This is a genomic window from Bacillus cereus group sp. MS39, assembly GCF_040448665.1.
Classification (GTDB): Bacteria; Bacillota; Bacilli; order Bacillales; family Bacillaceae_G; genus Bacillus_A; species Bacillus_A wiedmannii.
Map to the genome: position 1 here is coordinate 4,828,796 of NZ_CP123058.1, position 21,394 is coordinate 4,850,189.

Consider the following 21,394-nt stretch of genomic DNA (forward strand, 5'->3'; position numbering starts at 1 on the left):
CCCCTAATTGCTGAATAGAAAAATAAGTAAGGTGAAAATAATATCCCCTTACTTATCTGCTGTTATTATACTTTAAATTTACTAGTCATGGCTTGTAGTTCTTCGGCCATCCCAGCTAAGTTTTGCGAAGCTGAACTAATTTCTTCCATTGAATTCACTTGTTCTTCTGTTGAAGCAGCAACACTTTGCATACTAGCTGTATTTTCTTCTGCAGCCGCTGCAATTTCATCAATAGCATTTGTCACTTCATTTGCATCTCCAGCAATTCTCTTCGTTGTTTCTACCATTTGATTAACTTGAGAAACAATATGTGTAGTAGAACTTAAAATTTCCGTAAAACTTGCTTTCGTTTTTGTTACAACATCAAGGCCTTGTTGAACTTCTCCATTCACATTATCCATCGCCTTAACAGTATGTTCAATATCCGCCTTAATTTCTGCAATTAAATTTGCAATCTCTCCAGATGATTCTCCTGATTGCTCCGCTAATTTTCTAACCTCATCAGCTACAATAGCAAACCCTCGGCCCTGTTCACCTGCTCTTGCCGCTTCAATAGCCGCATTTAAAGCTAATAAGTTCGTTTGAGTAGCGATGTTTTGAATCGCTTCAGAAATAGCTCCTACCTGCTTTGATTTCTCATCAAGAAGTTTAATAATAGCATCTGACTCGGATACCGATCTAGAAATAGACTGCATTTGTTTTGCTGTTTGTTCAACCAATTCTTCCCCTTCTTCAGCTCTTTCTCTCGCATGTAATGAGGAGATAGAAATTGATTCCGCGCTTCCAGTTACATCTTGAATTGCTGTATTTACTTGTTGTAATGTAGCCGCACCTTCTTCAACACCTTGACTTTGTGATTCAGCCCCACCTGATACTTGTTCCATTGCAATTGTAATTTGATCTGTCGCATCATTTGCTTGCTGTACGCTCGCTGTTAACTCTTCAGCCGATGCAGCGACATGCTCTGCTGAAAAACTAATTTGAGTAATCACATCTTGTAAAGAGGCAGACATTTCATTAAATGAATTCCCTAATTTCCCTATGTCATCCTTGGAATGGATTGTAATTTTCTCTGTCAAATCTCCCTTACTAATTTTATGTGCCGAGTCAGCTATTTTTCTTAATGGTCTTGTAATAGACTTTGTAATGAAATAAATTAATACACTACCACATACAATAGCGATAGCAATGACAATCAAAGTCTTATAAAACACTGGATTCGCAGCTTGAGTAATTTCTTCGTCGAACATAACTCCAACTACTTTCCATCCTGTTTTCTCATTTGTTGCAAAGATTAAATTCTTTTTATCACCTTGTTCTGTATAAGACACATTTCCTTGTTTTTCTTCATAAATTGGTTTAATCCACGGATCAGTAACTTTTGCACCTGGTTTTCTAGATGGATGACTAACAATTTGCTTATTTTGATCTAGAATAACTGCATAACCTTTTTCACCAATGTTAATCATTTTGGAAATTTTTAAGATGTTATCTAAATTTAAGTTAATTCCTATAACACCTTTACCATCTTTTACTTCTTTAGCAATTGTCACTACCATATTTTTAGTAGATGCTGATTGATATGGTGCAGTAACAATTACTTTCCCTTTATTTTCATGTGCTTCTTTATACCAAGATCTATCTGTTGGATTATACCCATCAGCCATTTGGATAAATGGTTCTCTTATAAACTTTCCCGTCTGTGTTCCAATATAAATACCTTCTACTTCTGGATGGAGTTTTATATATTGAGCTAACTTCGTTCTTACTATTTCTTCTTGTCCGTTTGGATATGTATCCTCTGTTAAGACGTCTGCAAAGTACGCCACATCAACAAATTTCTCTTCTATATTTTGAGAAATAACAGTATTTAAAACAGAAATATTTTCCTTTGCTTTACCTGTAATTTGTTGTTCAAAATTTGTTTTGGCAGTTTGATATGAAACACCACCGATAATAAGTCCTGGTATAGTTAAAATAAGAAAAAATGAAATGATTAATTTTTTCTTGATACTCATACATTTAACCCAGTTAAATATTTTTTGCATAATAAGCCTCCTTTATGTAATGTGAATACTTGTGTAATTTTATACAATTAACATATATAAAACAATATATAATGATAACATGTAATTTTTTTGTCAATTATGCGTTTTTTCATATTCACTACTTCTAAAGATTTAATCATAAAAAATAAGAGAACTTCAGCTTATATAATAAGCTGAAGTTCTCTTATTTCTTAACAAAAACTCCCCTTACAATTATTTACATCTATTTCTTTACTAATTCATTTAGAGCTTTTCACATAACTAATTGCCTGACTCCCCATTTGTACCCATGCCTTTTCAAAGTTTTCTCTTGGCACTTTTACATCTAGGCTATCCTCGAGAGGATCTCGAATATATACAAATTCCTTATCATATCCAATAAGCACTACACAATGTTCATTATACGTAATAGAAACATCTCCACTATTTGTTTCCCATGTAGTAAATTCATCTTCATCTAATGGCTCAAATGTTGCATTTGTAATCATGACTACCGGCTGTCCTGATTTTACACTCTTATAAAGTTCTTCTATACTCTTTCCTGTTAAGTCCACAGATTTGTTAGGTAAATACTTTTTCGCTAATTGAAAGAGTGGTCCATGATATACACCATATCCAGATTCAGAAAACGTATAAATATTTCCTACAAATCCTTCATTCGGATTCCCACGTACACCATCTTTCATAAAATCAACTTTCTTTATTTCATTTGCTAATTTCATCTTATCCACTGTAATACCTGCGTATTGTAACATCATCGCTAAGCTCGTCACTTCACAGCCTCTATCTAACTCTGGTAATTGCTGAATTAAAGGAACATTTGATAAGATAATCTTTTCATCATTATTACTAAATTCCGCTTCTTTTCCATTTTGTATATTGAAGAATGTTAACTTCTCCATATACTTTGTAATTCCATTTGTATATACATTCCATACTGCTATAGCTAGTAAAGCCATACATATATACCACTTCCATCTCCTTATCACTCTCACGCCCTTTTTAGTTCGTTAAATAAGAATAAAACGCGTCAGCATCCGTGCGAATCACCGGTACAAAATTTAGTTCTTTTCCTTTTTCAGGCTGATTTTTTTTAATTTTTTCTGCTAATTCTTGAACGTTCATATTCGTTTTATCCATATTAAGCTCATCTGCCATTTGTAACACTTTTTGTTCATTAATTTCGCTTAATACTTGATATATATCTTTACCATACAAATCAATATGATATTTTTTTGCTTCTTCCTGCACTTTTTGTTCGTACACTTCTTGCACTAACGTTTCTATCTCTTTTCCTTTTTGGGAAATACCTAACTTCCCTGCTTCCTCTCTTACTTTCGTTCCATAGATTTCTTCCTCAATGTCTTCTATTTCTTTTCCATTTGTCGAAATGCCTAATTTATCCGCTTCATCATTAATTTTAATCGTATTAATTTGATTAATTAAATTTACAATCGTTGTATTCTCTATAGATATGCCTAGCTTTAACGCTTCTTGCTTCACTTTTGTTTCATAGATTTCTTCTGTAAGAGTTCCAACATCTTTTCCTTCAATTGAAATGCCTAACTGTTCTGCTTCCCTTCCTACTTCTGTTTCATGGATTTCTTTTTCTAGCGTAATTTGTTCTTTTCCTTCCGTTTCAATACCTAGATTCTCCGCCTTTTCTTCTGTATGCACCGCATGTATCTTTCCATTATTTAATTGCTCTTTACTGCGTTGCGTGTAATCTGTCTTTCCTTTTGATGTTTCAGAAGGAGAGGCACCCCCTAGTATGCTTAAGCTCATTACTCCAATAGTGAATACCGTCATCATTTTCTTTTTCAAAATTAATTCCTCCCTCTTACACTTTCTTTTTCATCATTCCCTATACATAATTGAAATAACATTTTGATCGATATAATCTGCTCAAATACATTTTTATAATCGCTCTTTATGCGACGAACTTTCTGTATATAATACATGTTATAAATAGTTTCTTAACTTTCCCTTAAAAAAGACGACCTTGTAAAAAACAAGATCGCCTTCTAACTCATATTCTTTGATTTTTAGGTAGGTTCACTTCAAAACAAGTCCCCTCTCCCCATTTGCTCTCTACTGATATTTTCCCGTAATGCTTTTCTACAATCCAATTCGCGATTGAAAGGCCTAATCCCGCTCCTTCTGACGCACTTCTCGCTTTATCTCCTTGATAAAAACGATTAAATAATTTTGGGATGTCCTCATCTTCCACTCCTATCCCGTCATCTTTCACTCGTATACGAATCGAGCTATTCGTTTGCGTACAATCGATTTGTATATGCCCACCTTCATTCGTATACTTCATCGCATTATCTAACAATATGACCATCATTTGATGGATTCTCTCTCTATCACCCATAAATGATACGTCATGCTCCACTTTCAATATCATCTCTTTTTCTTGATAGGAAGCAATTTCCTTATATGGATCTACTATTTCTTCTAACAATTTATCCATTTCAAATGTTTTCTTATCCATCTCAATTTGATTAGAATCCGAACGTGCTAACAATAATAAATTAGTTACAAGCTTAGATAATCGTCGACACTCCTTTGAAATCGTAGAAATATCCATCGCTTTTTCTTCTATTGTCGCAGATGGTGACTGGAATAACACATCCGTTTTTGATTGAATAACCGCAAGTGGCGTTCTTAATTCATGTGATGCATCAGAAACAAACTGTTGCTGTTTTTCCCATGAATTTTGAATGGGTACGAGTGCTCTACCAGCTAAGAAAAAGCCAATTCCTATTGCACATAGACTTCCTATGCTACAGCCAATAACGAGAATTAAAAATAAAGTATTTAGCATCTCTTCTTCAGCTGTTATATCGCGTACAATTTGAACTATTTTTGTATCTTGTTGAAATGCAAACGTTCTAAAATATTGCCCTTGCACTTCTATATCTTGCAAAGTTCCTAATTTCTTTGGAGAAAACTTTTCCAAATTATCTTCAAAGATAAAACGGCGTTTGCCGTTTTCAATACCTATCTCCACTGTGTTTCCAAGCCAAGTTAACTCCATTATCCTTGGATCCCCAATCGGAGGATATCCCCTGATTTTTTTAGGTAGTTTTTTATCATCTGAATTCTTTCTATGCTGAACGGATTTTCCTATCGATTTATCTACTTCATTATAAATACGATTATATGTGTATGAATAAATGATACTGCCTAATACACCTATCAAGATAATAAATACTAATGAATTCAATATAGTCAATCGAATACGTGTTTTCTGAAACATGCTTCCCTTTTTCATTGTTCTTTTAATATATATCCAATACCTCGAACAGTTTGAATATCTTTCTGATAACCGAATGGCTCTAATTTTTTACGTAAATGATGTACATATACTTCTACAATTGCTACTGTCGTATCTGAATCAAATCCCCAAACACGATCAAAAATTTGTTCACGCATTAAAATCTTTCCGCTATTTTGAACAAGGTACTCTAGAAGCTCATATTGTTTTAATGTTAACTTCATACTTTGTCCATCTACTTGAACGTCTTTATCTTTTCCGAACAGTTCAATCCCTTTATAACGAATAGTCTGCTTTGTTGTTAAACTACCACTTCTTCGTAACAACGCACGAATTCTTGCTTTTAATTCTGGAGCCTGAAACGGCTTAACAATATAGTCATCTCCACCAAAATCTAAGCCTTTCACTCGATCTTCTAGAGAGTCTCTCGCTGTCAAAAATAGGACTGGTGTTTCAATTTTTTCATCACGTATTTTTTGAATCACTTCAAAACCGTCCATTTCTGGCATCATCACATCAAGCAAAATGGCATCATATATATTTTGTAACGCTAGAAATAATCCATCTTCTCCATTCAATGCTGTATCTACTTCAAATTCATCGCGTAATATTTGGACAATAGACTCTAATAAAGAAGCATTATCTTCTACTACGAGTAAGCGCATATTCTCACCTTCCACCATATCGTTCAATCCTATTTATAATTATATTTTAACGTTTTTCTCAATATAAAATTTGAAAGATTTATTATAAAAATTCTTTCTTAAATTTTTCTTAATAAAAAATTGAAAGAAATAAGACTCCCTTATCTCTTTCAACTTTTTACTACGTACACCTTTTTACTCGGCAATTCTAAACAATTTAACTGGCCACCATATACAGCACCGCCATCAATCCCTATAATACGATTACTCCCAAAATACACGCCACAATTCTCACTACCATGAAACGTTTTTGTTTCCGTATGACCAAATACAACAACCTTTTCACCACTATACCCACTATGAAACTCATTACGTATCCACATTAACGTATATGGTTCACATTCCGAAACTCGCTTCAATGGCTCAACACCGGCATGTACAAATATATACTCTTCTGTTTCAATGTAATGATCTAATTCTTGAATAAATTTTACATGTTCCTCTAAAATATGCGATTGTAAAATTGGTTTTTGGAAGGCTTCTTCATTAACCACAATATCTTCTTCTACAAAGCCATAGCTGTATAAAGTCTTATCTCCACCATTCCTTTTTACCCAATGGTTCCATGAACGTTCTTCATCAGTCGTTAACGCTTTAATCATCATATCTTCATGATTACCCTTTAGAACGAGGGCTCCCTCTTCTTTTAACGCTTTTACCTTTTCAATTACAGCACGCGCATTTGGACCACGATCTACATAATCTCCCAGTAAAATTAATTGATCCTGTCTTACATCATATTGAGCTTCTTCCAATAACCGTTCGAACTTTTCTATTTCTCCATGAATATCACTAATAACAAGAATTCTTTTCATATTATTCCCTTCTTTCTAAGCCACTCTCTTTCTAATTATAGTTCAAAACAACAGAAATTTCTGAATCCACATTCAAAATCACATTTATTACAAATAAAACGATTGTCCTTACAACAATGTAAGTCTCTTGTCATCCAATTCGATAGTTGCAAGTGCTATATTTCCTTATACTAAAAGTAAGAAATGAAACAAAAAACAAGGAGAGATGAGACATGAAAAAAGTGATGGAAGTTGTAGTAGCGGTGGCAGAGGTTTTCGTAAATGGCAAACAAGTTGCAATGGAGTTAAACAAATAATGAAAAGGACAAGATTCATTCTAGACCCTTTACTCATATAAAAGAGATAAGACTTCTTCATTTTTTTGATCCCTTATCTCCTTGAAAAAGCCGTATCCTTTTTCGGATACGGCTTTTTCTTATTTTTGACTCGTACGAGCTGAAATACTAATTTGCTTTTAAAGTTTCATCTAACGCTTTTTTCCTTGCAGACATCGTTTTAAGCTTCGTTATAGACTCTTTGTATTTCCATTAGAACCCTGCCTTTATCTCATATTCATTCTGCAGCATATAGAAACTATTTGTTCATTTTCAACAAAAAAATCCCATTCAAATACACATTACTGAATCCATCATACTAAATGACTTCTTCATTCTGTCTATCTAAATGAGATTATTTCGTACTTTTTATTTCTTTATCTTGTTATTCCACCGGTTGTGGCTGTACGACTTCATTCGCTCCAGCTAACCTCAACATATTTGCAATATCTTTAAAACCTCTTTTTTCAGCATATTGCAGTGGCGTAATATTTTCCTTATTGGCCATATTTACATCTGCCCCGTGGTCAATAAGCATTTGAATTACTTTCTTATGATTTTCACTACCATTTCCTAATACGATTGTTTCTACTACAGCTGTTCCACCACGATCATTTCTATAGTTCACATCAATATCTGTATGCTCTAATAACTCTTTTACGACCTCTACATGGCCACGTTCAGATGCAGAAATGAGTGCTGTTCCACCTGATTTAGTAGTTTCTTTCGTATTAACCCCTGCATTAATTAGTAGCTTTACAATGTCTGTATACCCTTCTCTACTTGCATAAAGAAATGGATTACTTTGTTTCTCATCTTTCCTTTCAATATTAGCACCTGCACCAATTAACGCTTTAACTGTCTCTACATGATTTTGATACGTTGCTGCAAGGATAGGAGTTTCTCCGTTGTCACCTTCTACGTTTATATTGGCTCCATCTTGAATCAGCTTCATAGCTGTTTCCGTGTCTCCAAGAGTCGCAGAAAGTAGCAACTGTTTGTCCATTAAATTTATACTTTTTTCTTCTTTAGGTTCTTCCTGTTCTTTATGCTTTTCTTTTTTCTTTTCGTTTTTCACATGAACCGGTTTCGATTCTGGCTCCTCTTGCTTATCGCAAGCCACTACCGTCATTAAAAGTCCTAATAACATACATAATAAAATTTTTTGTTTTCTCACAACTACAGCTCCTATGAAAGATAATGTTTTCTTAACCATTCCTCCATCACATACAATAACTCTTCTTGAGTACATTTATCCATAAGCCCTTTATATTCCTTCTTTAATCGGATTATCTTAAAACCTATACTATGTTTCTCAACCTATTGGAATGATGTGCCTGATGGCCTCATCATTAACATTATGAAGCAATTAGTTTAGCACGATTTTACCGCATTTGTATACATTTCTAAAAAGTACATAAAGTGAAACTTTAATCAGTGGGAGGGTTCACCTCACTGATTATTAGTTGAACCAATCGGGCATTTACGGGCTGTTGATCTCCCACCTAACTTCTTTGCTCCTGCCTAATTTTAAGGTGGGAGTTTTACTGCCCGTTAATACGGGGTAAATGATTGCTTTAGGTTACTATATTCCATTGTAACCGTTCTTCTAAAATTTTTACACCTTTTCTATATTTGCACCTGAGTAATACTAAAAAAAGACAACTTATGTAGTTGTCTTTTTTAGTATTAATGATGACCACCGTGATTTCCCTTTTTCGGGTTCCCCATCATCTCTTTATTCATTTCCCATTTATGCTCTGCTAGCTCTTTATATGAAAGAACTTTCCCTTTATAGTTAGACACAAAACTCTCTGCATCCTTTTTATTTTCAAATGAAATGATATTGTAAGCCATCGGTGTCGTTATTGTTTTATCATATACGTAAGTCGCATCTTCTAACGAAATCCACTCTTTCGAATCATAATCTCGAACAAATTTTTCTTTCGTCTTTTCACCTGGATTAATCTCCATCCATTTATACATACAACCGATATCATCAAACTTTAACGCTTTTCCATTTTCTAAAATGACTTCTGTTGCAAATTGATTATCCATTACCCCAATTTGGCAAATATCACACTTATCATGTTTCTCATCAATTGCTACAGCCTCTGCTTGTTTCTTACCACAGCCTACTATTGTAAAGACAAAGAATAAGCATATAGCAAGTGTCACATACTTTGTTCTCATTTTACTTCCTCCCTAACCGTATCTTCCACAAGGAGCATATCAAAAAGTTGTGTGAGATTTGTGAAAAAATAATGTACTTTTTGTAATATAAAGACCAAAAAAGATGTGTAGCCATTTCTACACATCTCTCATCATTCACAACCTGTAATTAATAAATCGTCTTCTAACTTAACTAATAATGTATCTGTATTAATTTGCTGCCCAGCAACTACATTTACTAATCTTATATTTCCACTAATACCGACCGCAACTTTTTCAAGCTCACCGTTATTTTTTCGGATCATCATTAAATTTTCCCACTCATATACGTAAGAAGATTCATTAACAAAAATCTCTTCTACTTTTCCTTCATAAGAACTATAAATCTCTTCCATTCTCGTTTTCATATAAAATCTACTCCCTATTTCACACTTCAATATTTTCATCTTATTCTACCATTCTTACGGAGAGCAGCTTACTTTTTAAAAATTCAAATTAACTACCGTGAACAAAATGACCAAAATAAAAATTATGCTTCTAATGATGTTATTTTTCAAATTATTTACCATTTGAATGAATGCTTTTATGATAAATAAAAAACACTTTTTCTGAATTTTCATTACTTTTTTTGAAAGCGCAATCATTTTTGAGGGGGAGATTACATGTTAGCACTACTTGGATTTGCGATGGTATTTGTCTTTATGTTTTTAATTATGACGAAACGTATGTCAGCACTAGTAGCATTAATATTAATTCCAATTACTTTCGCATTAATTGGCGGTTTTTATGCAAATATGGGACCTATGATGTTAGAAGGAATTCAAAAACTAGCACCTACTGGTATTATGCTTATGTTTGCTATTTTGTATTTTGGAATTATGATTGATAGCGGTTTATTCGATCCTGTCATTAGTAGGATTTTAAAATTTGTAAAAGGAGATCCTTTAAAAATTGTTGTTGGTACAGCGATTCTTACTATTATCGTTTCATTAGATGGGGATGGAACAACAACGTATATGATTACGGTTTCCGCAATGTACCCATTATATAAACGCCTTGGAATGAATCCACTTATACTAGCTGGGGTTGTTATGTTAGGAGCAGGAGTGACAAATCTTACACCGTGGGGCGGACCGACAGCTCGGGTTATGAGTGCTCTTGGACTAGACGCATCAGAGCTCTTTACACCACTTATACCAGGAATGATCGCTGGTGCAATTTGGGTCGTTTTCGTTGCTTACTATCTTGGAACAAAGGAAAGAAAACGATTAGGAATTATGGATGTACAATATTTAAAGCAAATGCAAACGATGGATGAGCAAGCTGCAACAGTAGAAGCTGCCGTTCATAAACGTCCTAAACTTCTATGGATTAACTTTTTATTAACTGTTACCTTACTTGTCTGTCTCATACTAGAAGTTATGCCGTTACCTGTTTTATTTACAATCGCTTTCGCTATTGCTGTTATGCTTAACTATCCGAACTTAGAACAACAGAAAGAACGTATTGCTTCTCACGCAGGAAACGTATTAGCCGTTGTTTCTCTCGTATTTGCCGCTGGAATTTTCACTGGTATTTTATCAGGAACAAAAATGGTAGATGCAATGGCTCAAAGTGTAGTTACTCTTATACCAGACGCTCTTGGACCACAACTACCGATTATTACAGCTCTTCTTAGTATGCCGTTCACATTTTTCATGTCCAATGATGCATTTTACTTCGGAGTATTACCTATTTTAACGAAAGCTGCCGCTGCTTACGGAATTAGTGCAGCTGAAATGGGACGCGCTTCATTACTCGGGCAACCTGTTCACTTATTAAGTCCTCTTGTCGCTTCCACTTATTTATTAGTCGGAATGGCCAAAGTTGATTTTGGTGAACATCAACGCTTTACGTTACTTTGGGCTGTTGGAACGACAATGGTGATGTTAATTACGGGAATTGTAATCGGAATTATTCCAATATAAGACGTAAAAAAACAGTAGAAGAAATGTAATTCTCTACTGTTTTTTTGTTATGAAGAAACAAGAAAATACCTTCTTTCTGGTCTCCCTACACTCCCATATATAAGCTCCGCATGAACTTTCTTTCCAGATATTAAATACTCTAAATAGCGCCTCGCTGTTGATCGGCTTACCCCAACCATTGAGCTTAACACTTCTGCCGTAATACCTTCTTCCTCAACTGTTAACATATGCTTTTTTATTTTTGCTAAAGTTAAAGGATCTATCCCTTTCGGGGCATATTCTATTTCATTTCCCTTTACGCCTCTTTGAGACCATAAATGTTCAATTTGCTCTATAGATAATTGATTAGTTTTCTTTAACTGCACAATCTTTTTTTGGTAACTTTCCAAACTCGCCCTAAATCGATCAAACATAAGTGGCTTTACGATATAATCTGTTACCCCGCCTCGTAGAGCGTGCCTCACTACATCTGTTTCCGATGCAGCTGTAATCATAATAATATCTGTATCATGCAAATTATGCCTAATATATGTGACAAGTTCCGTTCCTTGCATATCAGGTAAGTACACGTCTAATAAAACGAGCTGTGGCTTCACAAGCTCTAGCCATTCTTTCGCTTGTTCTCCAGTCGTTGCTGTTCCAATTACTTTAAATCCCTCAATCTTTTCAGTAAAACGACGATGAATGTCCGCAATTCGAATATCATCTTCTACAATCAATACTTCAATCTCCTCATCCATTACAATTCGCCTCTCTCTTTTGGTAATGCAATAATAAATAATGCACCACCTAAATCCCCTTTTTCGATTGCAATACTTCCATTTAAATCTTCTACTAACTCTTTCACTTTTGCTAATCCATATCCTCGTTTCCCGCCTTCTTTCGTAGAGAAGCCTTTATAAAATATGCTAGTAATGACTTCATCATGAATCCCTTGTCCTGAATCTTCCACTTCAATTACTATCTCTTCTCCAATATCAGTTACAAACATCCTTACCTTCTTATCATTCTCTTCATTTCTTTCAATTGCTTCAAATGCATTCGTAATTAAATTTCCTAAAATAGAAACGACGTAATTACTCTCAATATGCGGGCTTAATTTATCTAAGCTACTTTCTCGATCTAGCATAAAATCAATCTTTAACTCTCGCGCTCTATTATAGAATCCAATTAAAATTCCACCTAACCATGGATTTTGAATTCGCTTCATAATAAATTGAACAAAATCTTGATATACCGCTGTTTCCTTATGAATAAGCTCTAAAGCATCTTCATATGATTCTAACTGGATAAGCCCCGAAAGCGTATACAACAAATTGTTATATTCGTGCGTTTGCGCTCGTAAGGCCTCTGTATATTGCTTCGTCTGAGATAACTCTGCTGTTAACTGATCCATTTCAGATTTCAAACGTAAGCTCGATACAACGCCAGTTACTTTATTTTTCACTTTAATAGGTAGACGGTTCGCAATAACAGCCTGCCCTTTTATATTTAATTGACGATCAAACTGTTCTTCACCAGTTTGAAGTACATCTAGTATCGTTGAATTAGGAATTACATTTAAAATAAATTCTCCAATAATATTACGCTGTTCATCTAACGAAAGAATATCATAAGCCGCTTGATTGACTAAACTAATCATGCCATTGTGATCAATGACAATAATCCCTTCACGTACAGATTGAATCACTGTACTATGCTCTTCATATAAAGATGAAATTTCTTCTGGCTCCATCCCAAACATCATTCTTTTTATACTTCCGGCTAAATATATAGAACCAATTATCCCGATTAAAAGACCTATTACTGTAATCCAAAATACACGCTTTCCATATACTTCTACCGCTCCATGAATATCATCTATTGAAAATCCAACAGACACCACGCCTATAATTTCATTTTCCTGATTACGGATTGGAACTTTGCCGCGTAATGAAGGACCTAATGATCCAGTTGCTTTCGAAATATAAGATTTTCCTTCTAATAGAACTCCTTTATTATCTCCACCAACCATTGCTTCTCCTATTTTATCTCGCTTAGGATGTGCATATCGAATCCCCTCTTTGTTTCCAACTACAATAAAATCAGCATCTGTATCAATTCGAATTTTTTCTGCAATTGGCTGAATGATAGAAGCTGGGTTTTCTTTTTGAAAAGCTTCCGTTATTTCAGGTATAGCAGCAACTGTTTTCGCAACATGCAAAGCCCGTTTCCCAATTTGCTCTTCTACCGTTTCAGACAATATGTAATAAAATAAATAACTTGTTAATAGAAGTACGACTAGAATAAGTGTACTAATTGTTATTGTAATTCTCGGTTGTAGTTTTAACTTTTTAAATTTCAAAACCATTCCCCTAACATAATTAAAGATAGAATTTAATGAATTTACAGTCTTTTGTAATTACAACTAATCATAACACGGTTACTCTATATTTCTTTATTTTTATCTTCACAAAAAAAGAAACGAAGTACAATTACTACCTCGTTTCTTAACATTTTTTTATTACACTTTAAATTTCCCAATCATCTCTTGTAATTCTTCTGCCATTTGCGATAAATGAACTGCTGCTGCATTGATTTCATCTACCGAAGCTAATTGTTCTTCTGAAGAACCAGCAATATTTTGAACGCTTGCTGCATTTTCTTCAATTGTAGCTGCAATTTCATTAATAGATGCACTAACTTGTTTTGCATCTACTGTCATTTGTTCCGCTACTTCTACCATACTATTAATTTGTACAACTGTATCATCTGTAGACTTCAATATTTCAGCGAAGCTTTGCTTCGTTTCATTTGCAACTACAAGTCCTGATTGTACTTCTGTCCCAACTTGCTTCATAGAGCTTACTGTTTCTTTTATGTCAAATTGTATCTCTTTTACTAGTTTTCCAATTTCCGTAGAAGACTGTCCTGATTGTTCTGCTAACTTTCGCACTTCATCTGCTACAATGGCAAATCCTCTTCCTTGTTCTCCAGCTCTCGCAGCCTCAATTGCAGCATTTAATGCTAATAAATTTGTCTGCTCTGCAATATGTTGAATTACCTCAAGGATTGCTCCAATTTGTTTCGACTTATCATCTAGCAAAACAATAACTTTATCTGATTGTGAAACAGACTCATGGATTAATTGCATTTGATTCACCGTCTGTTCAACTAACTTCCCACCATCTTCAGCCTTTTTCTTCGTATACATAGATGCTGTGGATACTAATGAAGAACTGTCTGCCACACGTTGAATTCCTTCTGTAACTTCTTCTAATAATGTTGCGCCTTCTTCGACTTCTTTCGTTTGTATTTCCGCTCCACTCGACACTTGCTCTATCGCTTGTGTAATTTGTTCAGTTGCTTCACTCGTCTGCTTCATACTAGCTGTTAATTCTTCTGAAGATGCCGCTACATGACCTGCTGAAGTATTTATATTGGAAATGACATTCTGTAATGATGCTGCCATCTCGTTAAAGCTTTCTCCTAGCTGTCCAATTTCATCTTTAGAATGAACTGTAATGGATTCTGTTAAATCGCCTTCACTAATCTTTTTCGACGATATAACAAGTTGTTTTAACGGATTAATAATAGAAGCAATTATGAAGTAAATTAAAATCCCGCCAATTATTAATGAAATACCAATAACAGTTATCGTTTTATAGAAAATAGGTTCAGCAGCTTCAATAATTTCTTTTGCAGGCATAATTCCTGCTATTTTCCATCCAGTTATCTTATTTGTTTTAAAAGTGATATGACGATCTTCACCATCTAATCTGAAATTAAAATCACCTGTTTCTTGTTTGTACAACTCTTTTTCAAGTTTCTCTTCTACCTTATCACCTGGCTTCATCGTTGGATGCGCTACCACATTTTTATCTTGATCAAAAATTGCTACATATCCACTTTTACCGATATTAACCATCTTTGAAGTGTTTACGATATCATTAATAATTAAATCAATACCAAGAACACCGCTCTTATCCTCATTTTGTTTTGCTATTGTAATAACAATATTTCCTGTCGTTTTTGATTTATATGGAGCTGTAATAATTACTTCTCCACTTTTTTTCACTGCCTCTTTATACCAATCTCTTTCTGTAGGATTATATCCTTCTGGCATTTGAATAGACGGTGATTGAATAAACTGCCCATTGCTGGATCCAGTATAGATGGCTTCCAGTTCTGGATGTAACTTATTATATTCTTCTAGTTTATTTTGGATATTTTGTATTTGATCCGTTTGGTAACTTGATTGTGTAAATAGTTTTGTAAAATAAACTGCATCTACTTTTTTACTATCCAATTCTTTATTAATTACATTATCCAAAATTTTTATATTGTCTTTCGCCGATTGTGAAATCGTCTCATTAAAGTTTGTCTTCGCTTGCTGATAAGAAGTCCAACCAATTACAATACTTGGAAGAATCAAAATGATAACAAATGACACAAGTAACTTTGCTTTTAAACTACTACTCCTTAATTTCCCTTGAAACATATTTCTACCCCTCCATACCGTTTTAAATGTAATTGTTTTACATTTAATTTCTTTATATAAATCATACGATTTAAATGTATCAATGCGACTCTCTATCTCTTTCTCTATTGAAGAGTTGATACATACCTTTTTCATTCTATATAAATTAAATAATTAAAACAATATATAAAAATGTATATTATTCGAAATATTATAATTCACAGAAGAACCTCTAGTATCTCACTTACTAGAGGTTCCTCCCGCTTTACTATTCTTTATCTTTTTCTACTTCTTTTTTCGCATCTTCTACTACAGATACAACAGGTTTATCGTTTGATAATTGTTGTACTGCTCCTTTTCCAGCAAATCCTTCTAATAACTCTTTTAAATCAATGCCAGAAGAAGCTTTTAATGTTTCTTGCATCGTTGCCATTAAATCAGTCGCATAACCTGCAACTTTTCCGGCACCGCTATTTTTACCACCGCCACCTGTATCGACAACTGTAATTTTATCAATGTTGCTAAGTGGGCTTGCAACTTCCTTCGCATAACTTGGAAGCATGTTAAGAACCATATCCATAATCGCCGCTTGGCCATATAACTCAAATGCCTCTGCAATTTTTTGTTTCGCTTCCGCTTCTGCTAAACCTTTTAATCTGATAACATCTGCTTCTGCTGTACCTTGTGCTTTTTGTACTTCTGCTTTTGCTTGACCTTGCGCTTTTTCGATTTCCGCCTTCGCTAAACCTTCTACACGAACTTCTTCTGCACGTGCTCTTGCTTCCGCTTCAATTTTATATTGATCTGCATCTGCTTTTTTCATTTGTTTTACTTTTTCCGCTTCTGCTGATTGTTCAACAGCATAGCGATCTGCATCTGCCTTTTTCTTTACTTCTGCATCATATTGCTTTTCACGACGCGCAATCTCTTTTTCTTCTAATTCAATTTGCTTTTCACGCTCAATGATTTTAACGCGCATTTGCTCTTCTGTAACACCTTGTTGCGCTTTTGCTTGTTGTAATTCATAGGAAAGATCTGCATCTGCGCGAGCTTGTTCTTGGTCTCTCTTATAAGATTGTACTTTTAACTCTTTATGTTTTTCAGCTTCAGCGATTTGTGCATCACGTTGATACTCAGCTTCTTTCGCTTCTTTCTCAGCACGAGCTTTTTCAATTCGCGCCTCTTTTTCACGCTCTGCATTTGCAACTGTTGCATCACGCTTAACCATCGCAATTTGTGGCTGACCAAGTGCATCTAAGTAACCGTTCTTATCCATAATTTCTTTAATTGTAAAGGAAACGATGCGAAGTCCCATCTTCTTTAAATCTGTAGAAGCTACTTCATGTACCTTCTGAGCAAATTGCTCTCTATTACTATAGGCATCTTCTACTGTCATAGAAGATAAAATAGCACGTAGATGCCCTTCTAAAACTTCTTTTGCTTCTATTTTTAACTCTTCTGTTTCTTTTCCTAAATATTGTTCAGCTGCTGTAGAAACTTCTTCAATGGTAGACCCTACTTTAATAATAGAAACACCATTTACTGTAATCGGAACACCTTGTTTCGTATACGTATCACGTGTTCCCACTTCTAATTTGTAGTTTAATAGACTTAAAGGCTCTGCTCTTTGCATAATCGGAACTACGAAAGTACCGCCGCCACGAATAATCTTAATCTTCTTTCCATCATCAGTGGTAACTACATTTTTCCCGCCACCAAGCCAGTTTCCAGTAACAATTAATGCTTCATCTGGTCCAACTGTTCGATACTTTGTAATGAATACTAAAATGAGTAGAATTAAAATTGCGAGTAATACTCCACCGATAATTAATGGAATCGTCATGTAAATTCCCCCTTATAATTTTGGTTTCTTTAAAGAATAAGCAATGTTCTGTACAAGCAGAACACCATCTTGGACTCCCTCGATAATAACTTCAGTTCCTTGTGAAATATCTTTCTTTCCAACTGTTTTAGCTAGGATTGCATTGTTTCCAAATTGGGAGGAAATTAATACTTCACCAAACCCTTCTGTAGGAATAGTCGTAATGACCTCTCCCTTACAACCAATAAATTCATCCATACGCTGCACAGTGTTTTGTTCTGCTTCTGCAATCGGCTTTAAAATTAATATTTTCATTATGAAAACACCAATAAAGGATATAGCAAATGCAGACCCGAAAATAAGAATGCTATTAAAGGAGAATAAATATTCTCCTATATAACTAAGTCCACATAACATGGCGAAAAAACTAAGTAATAAAGTAACAACGGATACAGATCCGCCTCCAAAACTAAATATGGATTCAAATATATCTCCAAAAAAGATATAAATAACAGTGAGTATAGTAGCAATAATAAATCCGTATAAATAAATTGTTTCAAGTGGATAACCAAACAAATCCATTTCTTATCCCCCTCTCTTAAACAATCCCTTTTTTGTTATGTGTATGCCCCACCTCTTTCAAAGATTATAGTTCTTAATTTTCAGTTATTTTCTCTTTAAAGAAAAGCCTGTATGACAGGCCCCTAAAAAAGAACAGGAGAAACCTATTGTGACAGGCTCCTCCTAGTAAATAACCGATATATTATATATCTATATAATATACTATTTTCCACAAAAAGTAAAGTTAAACATACATTGGAAAAGCACTTATTTTACTGATAATTCGTACGTTCCATCGCCATTATCATATTTATATACATACAAATAATACTTACCTGGTTTTGCATTAAATTTTGCCTCTATATGATTTCCATTAGCTTGACCGTAAGCGGCATAATTTTGCATATCTGATTCATGGTGAAGCACCCATGTCATCCCGATTCCATACTCATTTAAAACGGAAATATCGATATTTTTCGTTGATGCTACATTAAATGTATAAACATCGGTGTGATCTCCGCCGATAAGGCTACCTTTTATAGTAGTGTTTAGCCCGATACGATTTGCTTCCTCTGGACGATTATTTGGTTCTAATTCTGTTAAACTTCCATCTTTAATCGTAACAGTGGTTTCGTTTCTGCTCTCTTTACCTTTATCATCTTTTACTCTTAACGCTAATTTATAAATTCCTTCTCTTTCATATGCATGTATTGGATTAACTTCTGCACTTGTGCTGCCATCTCCAAATTCCCATAAATAAGAAACAATTTTTCCATCTTCATCATTTGAGCCATCACTTTTAAATTGAATTCCTTCTTTTACAAGCCCATTATAAGGTCCATTTATATTAACCGTTGGAGCTTTATTTTCTCCATCATCTTTTGCGATACCGTGGAAGACTACATCATATTCAAATTCATTTGAACTATTGACACGATAATTGACGAAGTATGCTGTAACAGTTTTGTAGCCACTCCATTCTTTTTGCGCCAGTTGTTCTAGTGCCTCATTTACTCGTTTACTCATTTCGTTCCAATCTTCGGATTCACCTTTTGTTACACTACCTGTAAATGTACCTTCTAATGTAAATGTATTAAAGAATTGGGAGCTATGTTTTGTCATTTTTGCCTCTTTCATCGGCAACGTATCACTAATTTCTTTCTCTACTGCTGTTAACGATTTTGGTGCATGTTCAGCTAAATAATCATCTGCTACTTCCGGTACATTATATTTATCTTGATTATCAATTAGCTGTTGCATATACTCTTGATACTCTTTATTTAGTTTAGAATCTTTACTTAAATTCTCACGATAGGCATCATAATTTTTCACGTCATTTGCACGAATTAAATCTTGAATTTTATCAAATGTTTCAAATTGATGTGTATATAAATAAGATTGCAATGCGAACGAGTAATTATAGAAATCCCAAGAACCATATTTAGCAAATAATGTGCGCTCTGCTGTATAACGGCTTGCAGGATCAGATGATAATCCACTAATGATGCTCTTTCTCGGTACTACATTATTTGTACGAGTAGATCCTGCGAAAAATTCTGCATTTCCTTCTTGGAACCAAGTTAATCTTTCATTTTGATACATATCTCCTCTTCCAAATAAACCTGGCACTTCAAATCTACCTTGAAGATAATGAGTAAACTCATGACGGAATAACTCTTCTAAGCTATAAATACTTTGTTCTGGCGTACGCTCATATGTAAAGAATGTACCTGTTTCTTCTATATAAATGCCACCGTTGTTTGTTTCATATCCATACAGTTGTCTGTTTAACTGATATTCGTCTGGAGTATTATAGATTACTATCGTTAATACGTCGTCTGCATTACCTGGCTCTAATGCTTTGTCATTCCCAATTACACGATGATACTGTGCTTTTACTTCCTTTGCAGCCCAGTATAGTCTCTTAATTTTTTCTTCTGATACTTTATCTCCTGTTTTAAATACGATAGATCCATCGTCGAATGTATACGTTTTTGGTAAGTACTGTTCTTTTCCTTCTTTACGTATCGTCTCTAAATCTACCGTATTACCGCTATAATCTTTTCCGTTATAATTTGTCGTAATTTGTTCTACTGCAACAAAATACGGCTCACTTAAACGCGGATACATATGCATTGCTTGTGTAACAACCTCTAAACCTTTATTTGGATTACTATGAAACTTCCCTAAACGACTAGCAAAATAAATTCCATTATTAACGAGCCACTTATTTTCTGGTGTTACTTCATTTAAAAGAGCAATACGATTTATTTCATTAATAAATCCATCTATTTTCCCGTACCACATTGTATCTTTTGCTTCTTTACGAGTTTCAAATAAATAAGATTGCATATCATAATCAATACCTTGCATCATATCGTATACAGCTTGTCCTTTCATACGATCGTCTACATACGTATGAAGATTATCATTGTATTGTTTTAAAATATTCGATGCGTATTGAACCGTTTCCACATCACTTGAAGCATTACTAATTAATTTACCGTATGCAGATACGACTGCATCTTGCTCATATGTACCAAGCTTAAAGTTTGGATTGGTTGCAATTGCTTTTAAAGCAGGTAAACATTTATCCTGGAAGCTTCTCTCATTTAAATCGCTTAATTCATTATTGTAAAATGCGAGATAAAAAGCTGAACGTAACACTTCCGTAAACGTTTGAATTCCTTTTGAATCATCTTTCGTAAACGTACTACCTCGGTGAGCTAATTCATCTATAACCTCTTGCATTTTCCCTTTGTCTTTATAAAAAGCCTTTGCATCTTCATTGAACTGGAATAAGTCTGTAATTTGATTCCATTTAATACTTCCTAGCGTTTCAACCAATTCTTGATTATTCATTTTGTTTAAATCAGCCATTGAATAGCTTTCTTTAATTTGCTTTACTTCTGAGCTCTTCATAATAGATGCTGGTCGCTGTGAAAAGTCTCCTACTTTTAAACGTTCTTGAAACGATAATGTTTCCTCTGCTTTAGAAACGTGTCCAATCTCATCTACTGGTTTTTCAATTCCAACCGGTTTCGTTTTCAGCACATTATATGGTACTTTTTCTTCTGCTGATACAGAAGCTTGAAGCGCCCCTAACGATAGAGCCATTGTACTAATACTAAGCATAACTTTATTGATCTTTGATTTCTTGTTCATATCCTTGCCCCCTATTTAAATATTCCATTCAAGAATTTAACATAAAATCTGGATACAACAATATAAAATGCAATATTTCATATT

Annotated in this window: 16 protein-coding genes; 1 reads left to right on the forward strand and 15 read right to left on the reverse strand. The window is 34.3% G+C overall.

Going from position 1 to position 21,394, the window contains the following annotated elements; all coding sequences use genetic code 11:
• Window positions 1–65 precede the first annotated feature (65 nt).
• The 9 genes from QEP67_RS25040 to QEP67_RS25080 all read right to left on the reverse strand — a co-directional run bounded on the left by QEP67_RS25040 (window position 66) and on the right by QEP67_RS25080 (window position 9,743).
• Entirely contained in the window at window positions 66–2,048 is a 1,983-nt protein-coding gene (locus tag QEP67_RS25040) for a methyl-accepting chemotaxis protein (protein WP_353706459.1), read from the reverse strand.
• A 239-nt stretch (window positions 2,049–2,287) separates the two neighbouring features.
• Complete coding sequence (locus tag QEP67_RS25045; protein WP_048567121.1) at window positions 2,288–3,037, reverse strand: C39 family peptidase; 750 nt, start codon at window positions 3,035–3,037, stop codon at window positions 2,288–2,290.
• A 13-nt stretch (window positions 3,038–3,050) separates the two neighbouring features.
• Window positions 3,051–3,872, reverse strand: coding sequence for a hypothetical protein (locus tag QEP67_RS25050; protein WP_000728595.1), 822 nt, complete (start codon window positions 3,870–3,872; stop codon window positions 3,051–3,053).
• 205 nt (window positions 3,873–4,077) lie between these two features.
• On the reverse strand, window positions 4,078–5,313 hold the full coding sequence (locus tag QEP67_RS25055; RefSeq protein ID WP_000486877.1) for a HAMP domain-containing sensor histidine kinase: 1,236 nt from the start codon (window positions 5,311–5,313) through the stop codon (window positions 4,078–4,080).
• A gap of 11 nt (window positions 5,314–5,324) precedes the next feature.
• Entirely contained in the window at window positions 5,325–5,996 is a 672-nt protein-coding gene (locus QEP67_RS25060; protein ID WP_001238626.1) for a response regulator transcription factor, read from the reverse strand.
• Window positions 5,997–6,145: 149 nt separating this feature from the next.
• Window positions 6,146–6,850 carry a metallophosphoesterase family protein gene (locus QEP67_RS25065; protein ID WP_000821991.1) on the reverse strand — a complete coding sequence of 235 codons (705 nt, stop codon included), beginning with the start codon at window positions 6,848–6,850 and terminating at the stop codon, window positions 6,146–6,148.
• A gap of 699 nt (window positions 6,851–7,549) precedes the next feature.
• Window positions 7,550–8,416 carry an ankyrin repeat domain-containing protein gene (locus QEP67_RS25070; protein ID WP_000287345.1) on the reverse strand — a complete coding sequence of 289 codons (867 nt, stop codon included), beginning with the start codon at window positions 8,414–8,416 and terminating at the stop codon, window positions 7,550–7,552.
• A 437-nt stretch (window positions 8,417–8,853) separates the two neighbouring features.
• Window positions 8,854–9,357 (reverse strand): nitrous oxide reductase accessory protein NosL, encoded by a 504-nt coding sequence (locus tag QEP67_RS25075; protein ID WP_001259408.1) that lies wholly within the window; start codon window positions 9,355–9,357, stop codon window positions 8,854–8,856.
• A 131-nt stretch (window positions 9,358–9,488) separates the two neighbouring features.
• On the reverse strand, window positions 9,489–9,743 hold the full coding sequence (locus QEP67_RS25080) for a hypothetical protein (protein WP_000857650.1): 255 nt from the start codon (window positions 9,741–9,743) through the stop codon (window positions 9,489–9,491).
• Between the two features lie 255 nt (window positions 9,744–9,998).
• On the opposite strand from QEP67_RS25080, the gene QEP67_RS25085 reads away from it, so the two are divergent.
• Window positions 9,999–11,303, forward strand: a complete 1,305-nt coding sequence (locus QEP67_RS25085) for a CitMHS family transporter (protein WP_000880453.1) — start codon at window positions 9,999–10,001, stop codon at window positions 11,301–11,303.
• 47 nt (window positions 11,304–11,350) lie between these two features.
• On the opposite strand, the gene QEP67_RS25090 is transcribed toward QEP67_RS25085, so the two are convergent.
• The 6 genes from QEP67_RS25090 to colA form a co-directional block, all read right to left on the reverse strand.
• Window positions 11,351–12,043, reverse strand: coding sequence for a response regulator (locus QEP67_RS25090; protein ID WP_353706460.1), 693 nt, complete (start codon window positions 12,041–12,043; stop codon window positions 11,351–11,353).
• A complete protein-coding gene (locus tag QEP67_RS25095) occupies window positions 12,043–13,647 on the reverse strand; it encodes a sensor histidine kinase (protein ID WP_000669448.1) in 1,605 nt (534 codons plus the stop codon). The genes QEP67_RS25090 and QEP67_RS25095 overlap by 1 nt, the downstream gene beginning before the upstream one ends.
• Before the next feature lie 159 nt (window positions 13,648–13,806).
• Entirely contained in the window at window positions 13,807–15,783 is a 1,977-nt protein-coding gene (locus tag QEP67_RS25100; RefSeq protein WP_000486189.1) for a methyl-accepting chemotaxis protein, read from the reverse strand.
• A 247-nt stretch (window positions 15,784–16,030) separates the two neighbouring features.
• A complete protein-coding gene (locus QEP67_RS25105) occupies window positions 16,031–17,605 on the reverse strand; it encodes a flotillin family protein (protein WP_000154996.1) in 1,575 nt (524 codons plus the stop codon).
• Between the two features lie 12 nt (window positions 17,606–17,617).
• A complete protein-coding gene (locus QEP67_RS25110) occupies window positions 17,618–18,166 on the reverse strand; it encodes an NfeD family protein (protein WP_000362893.1) in 549 nt (182 codons plus the stop codon).
• A 246-nt stretch (window positions 18,167–18,412) separates the two neighbouring features.
• Window positions 18,413–21,310 (reverse strand): collagenase ColA, encoded by a 2,898-nt coding sequence (colA, locus tag QEP67_RS25115; protein WP_064459903.1) that lies wholly within the window; start codon window positions 21,308–21,310, stop codon window positions 18,413–18,415.
• Window positions 21,311–21,394 lie beyond the last annotated feature (84 nt).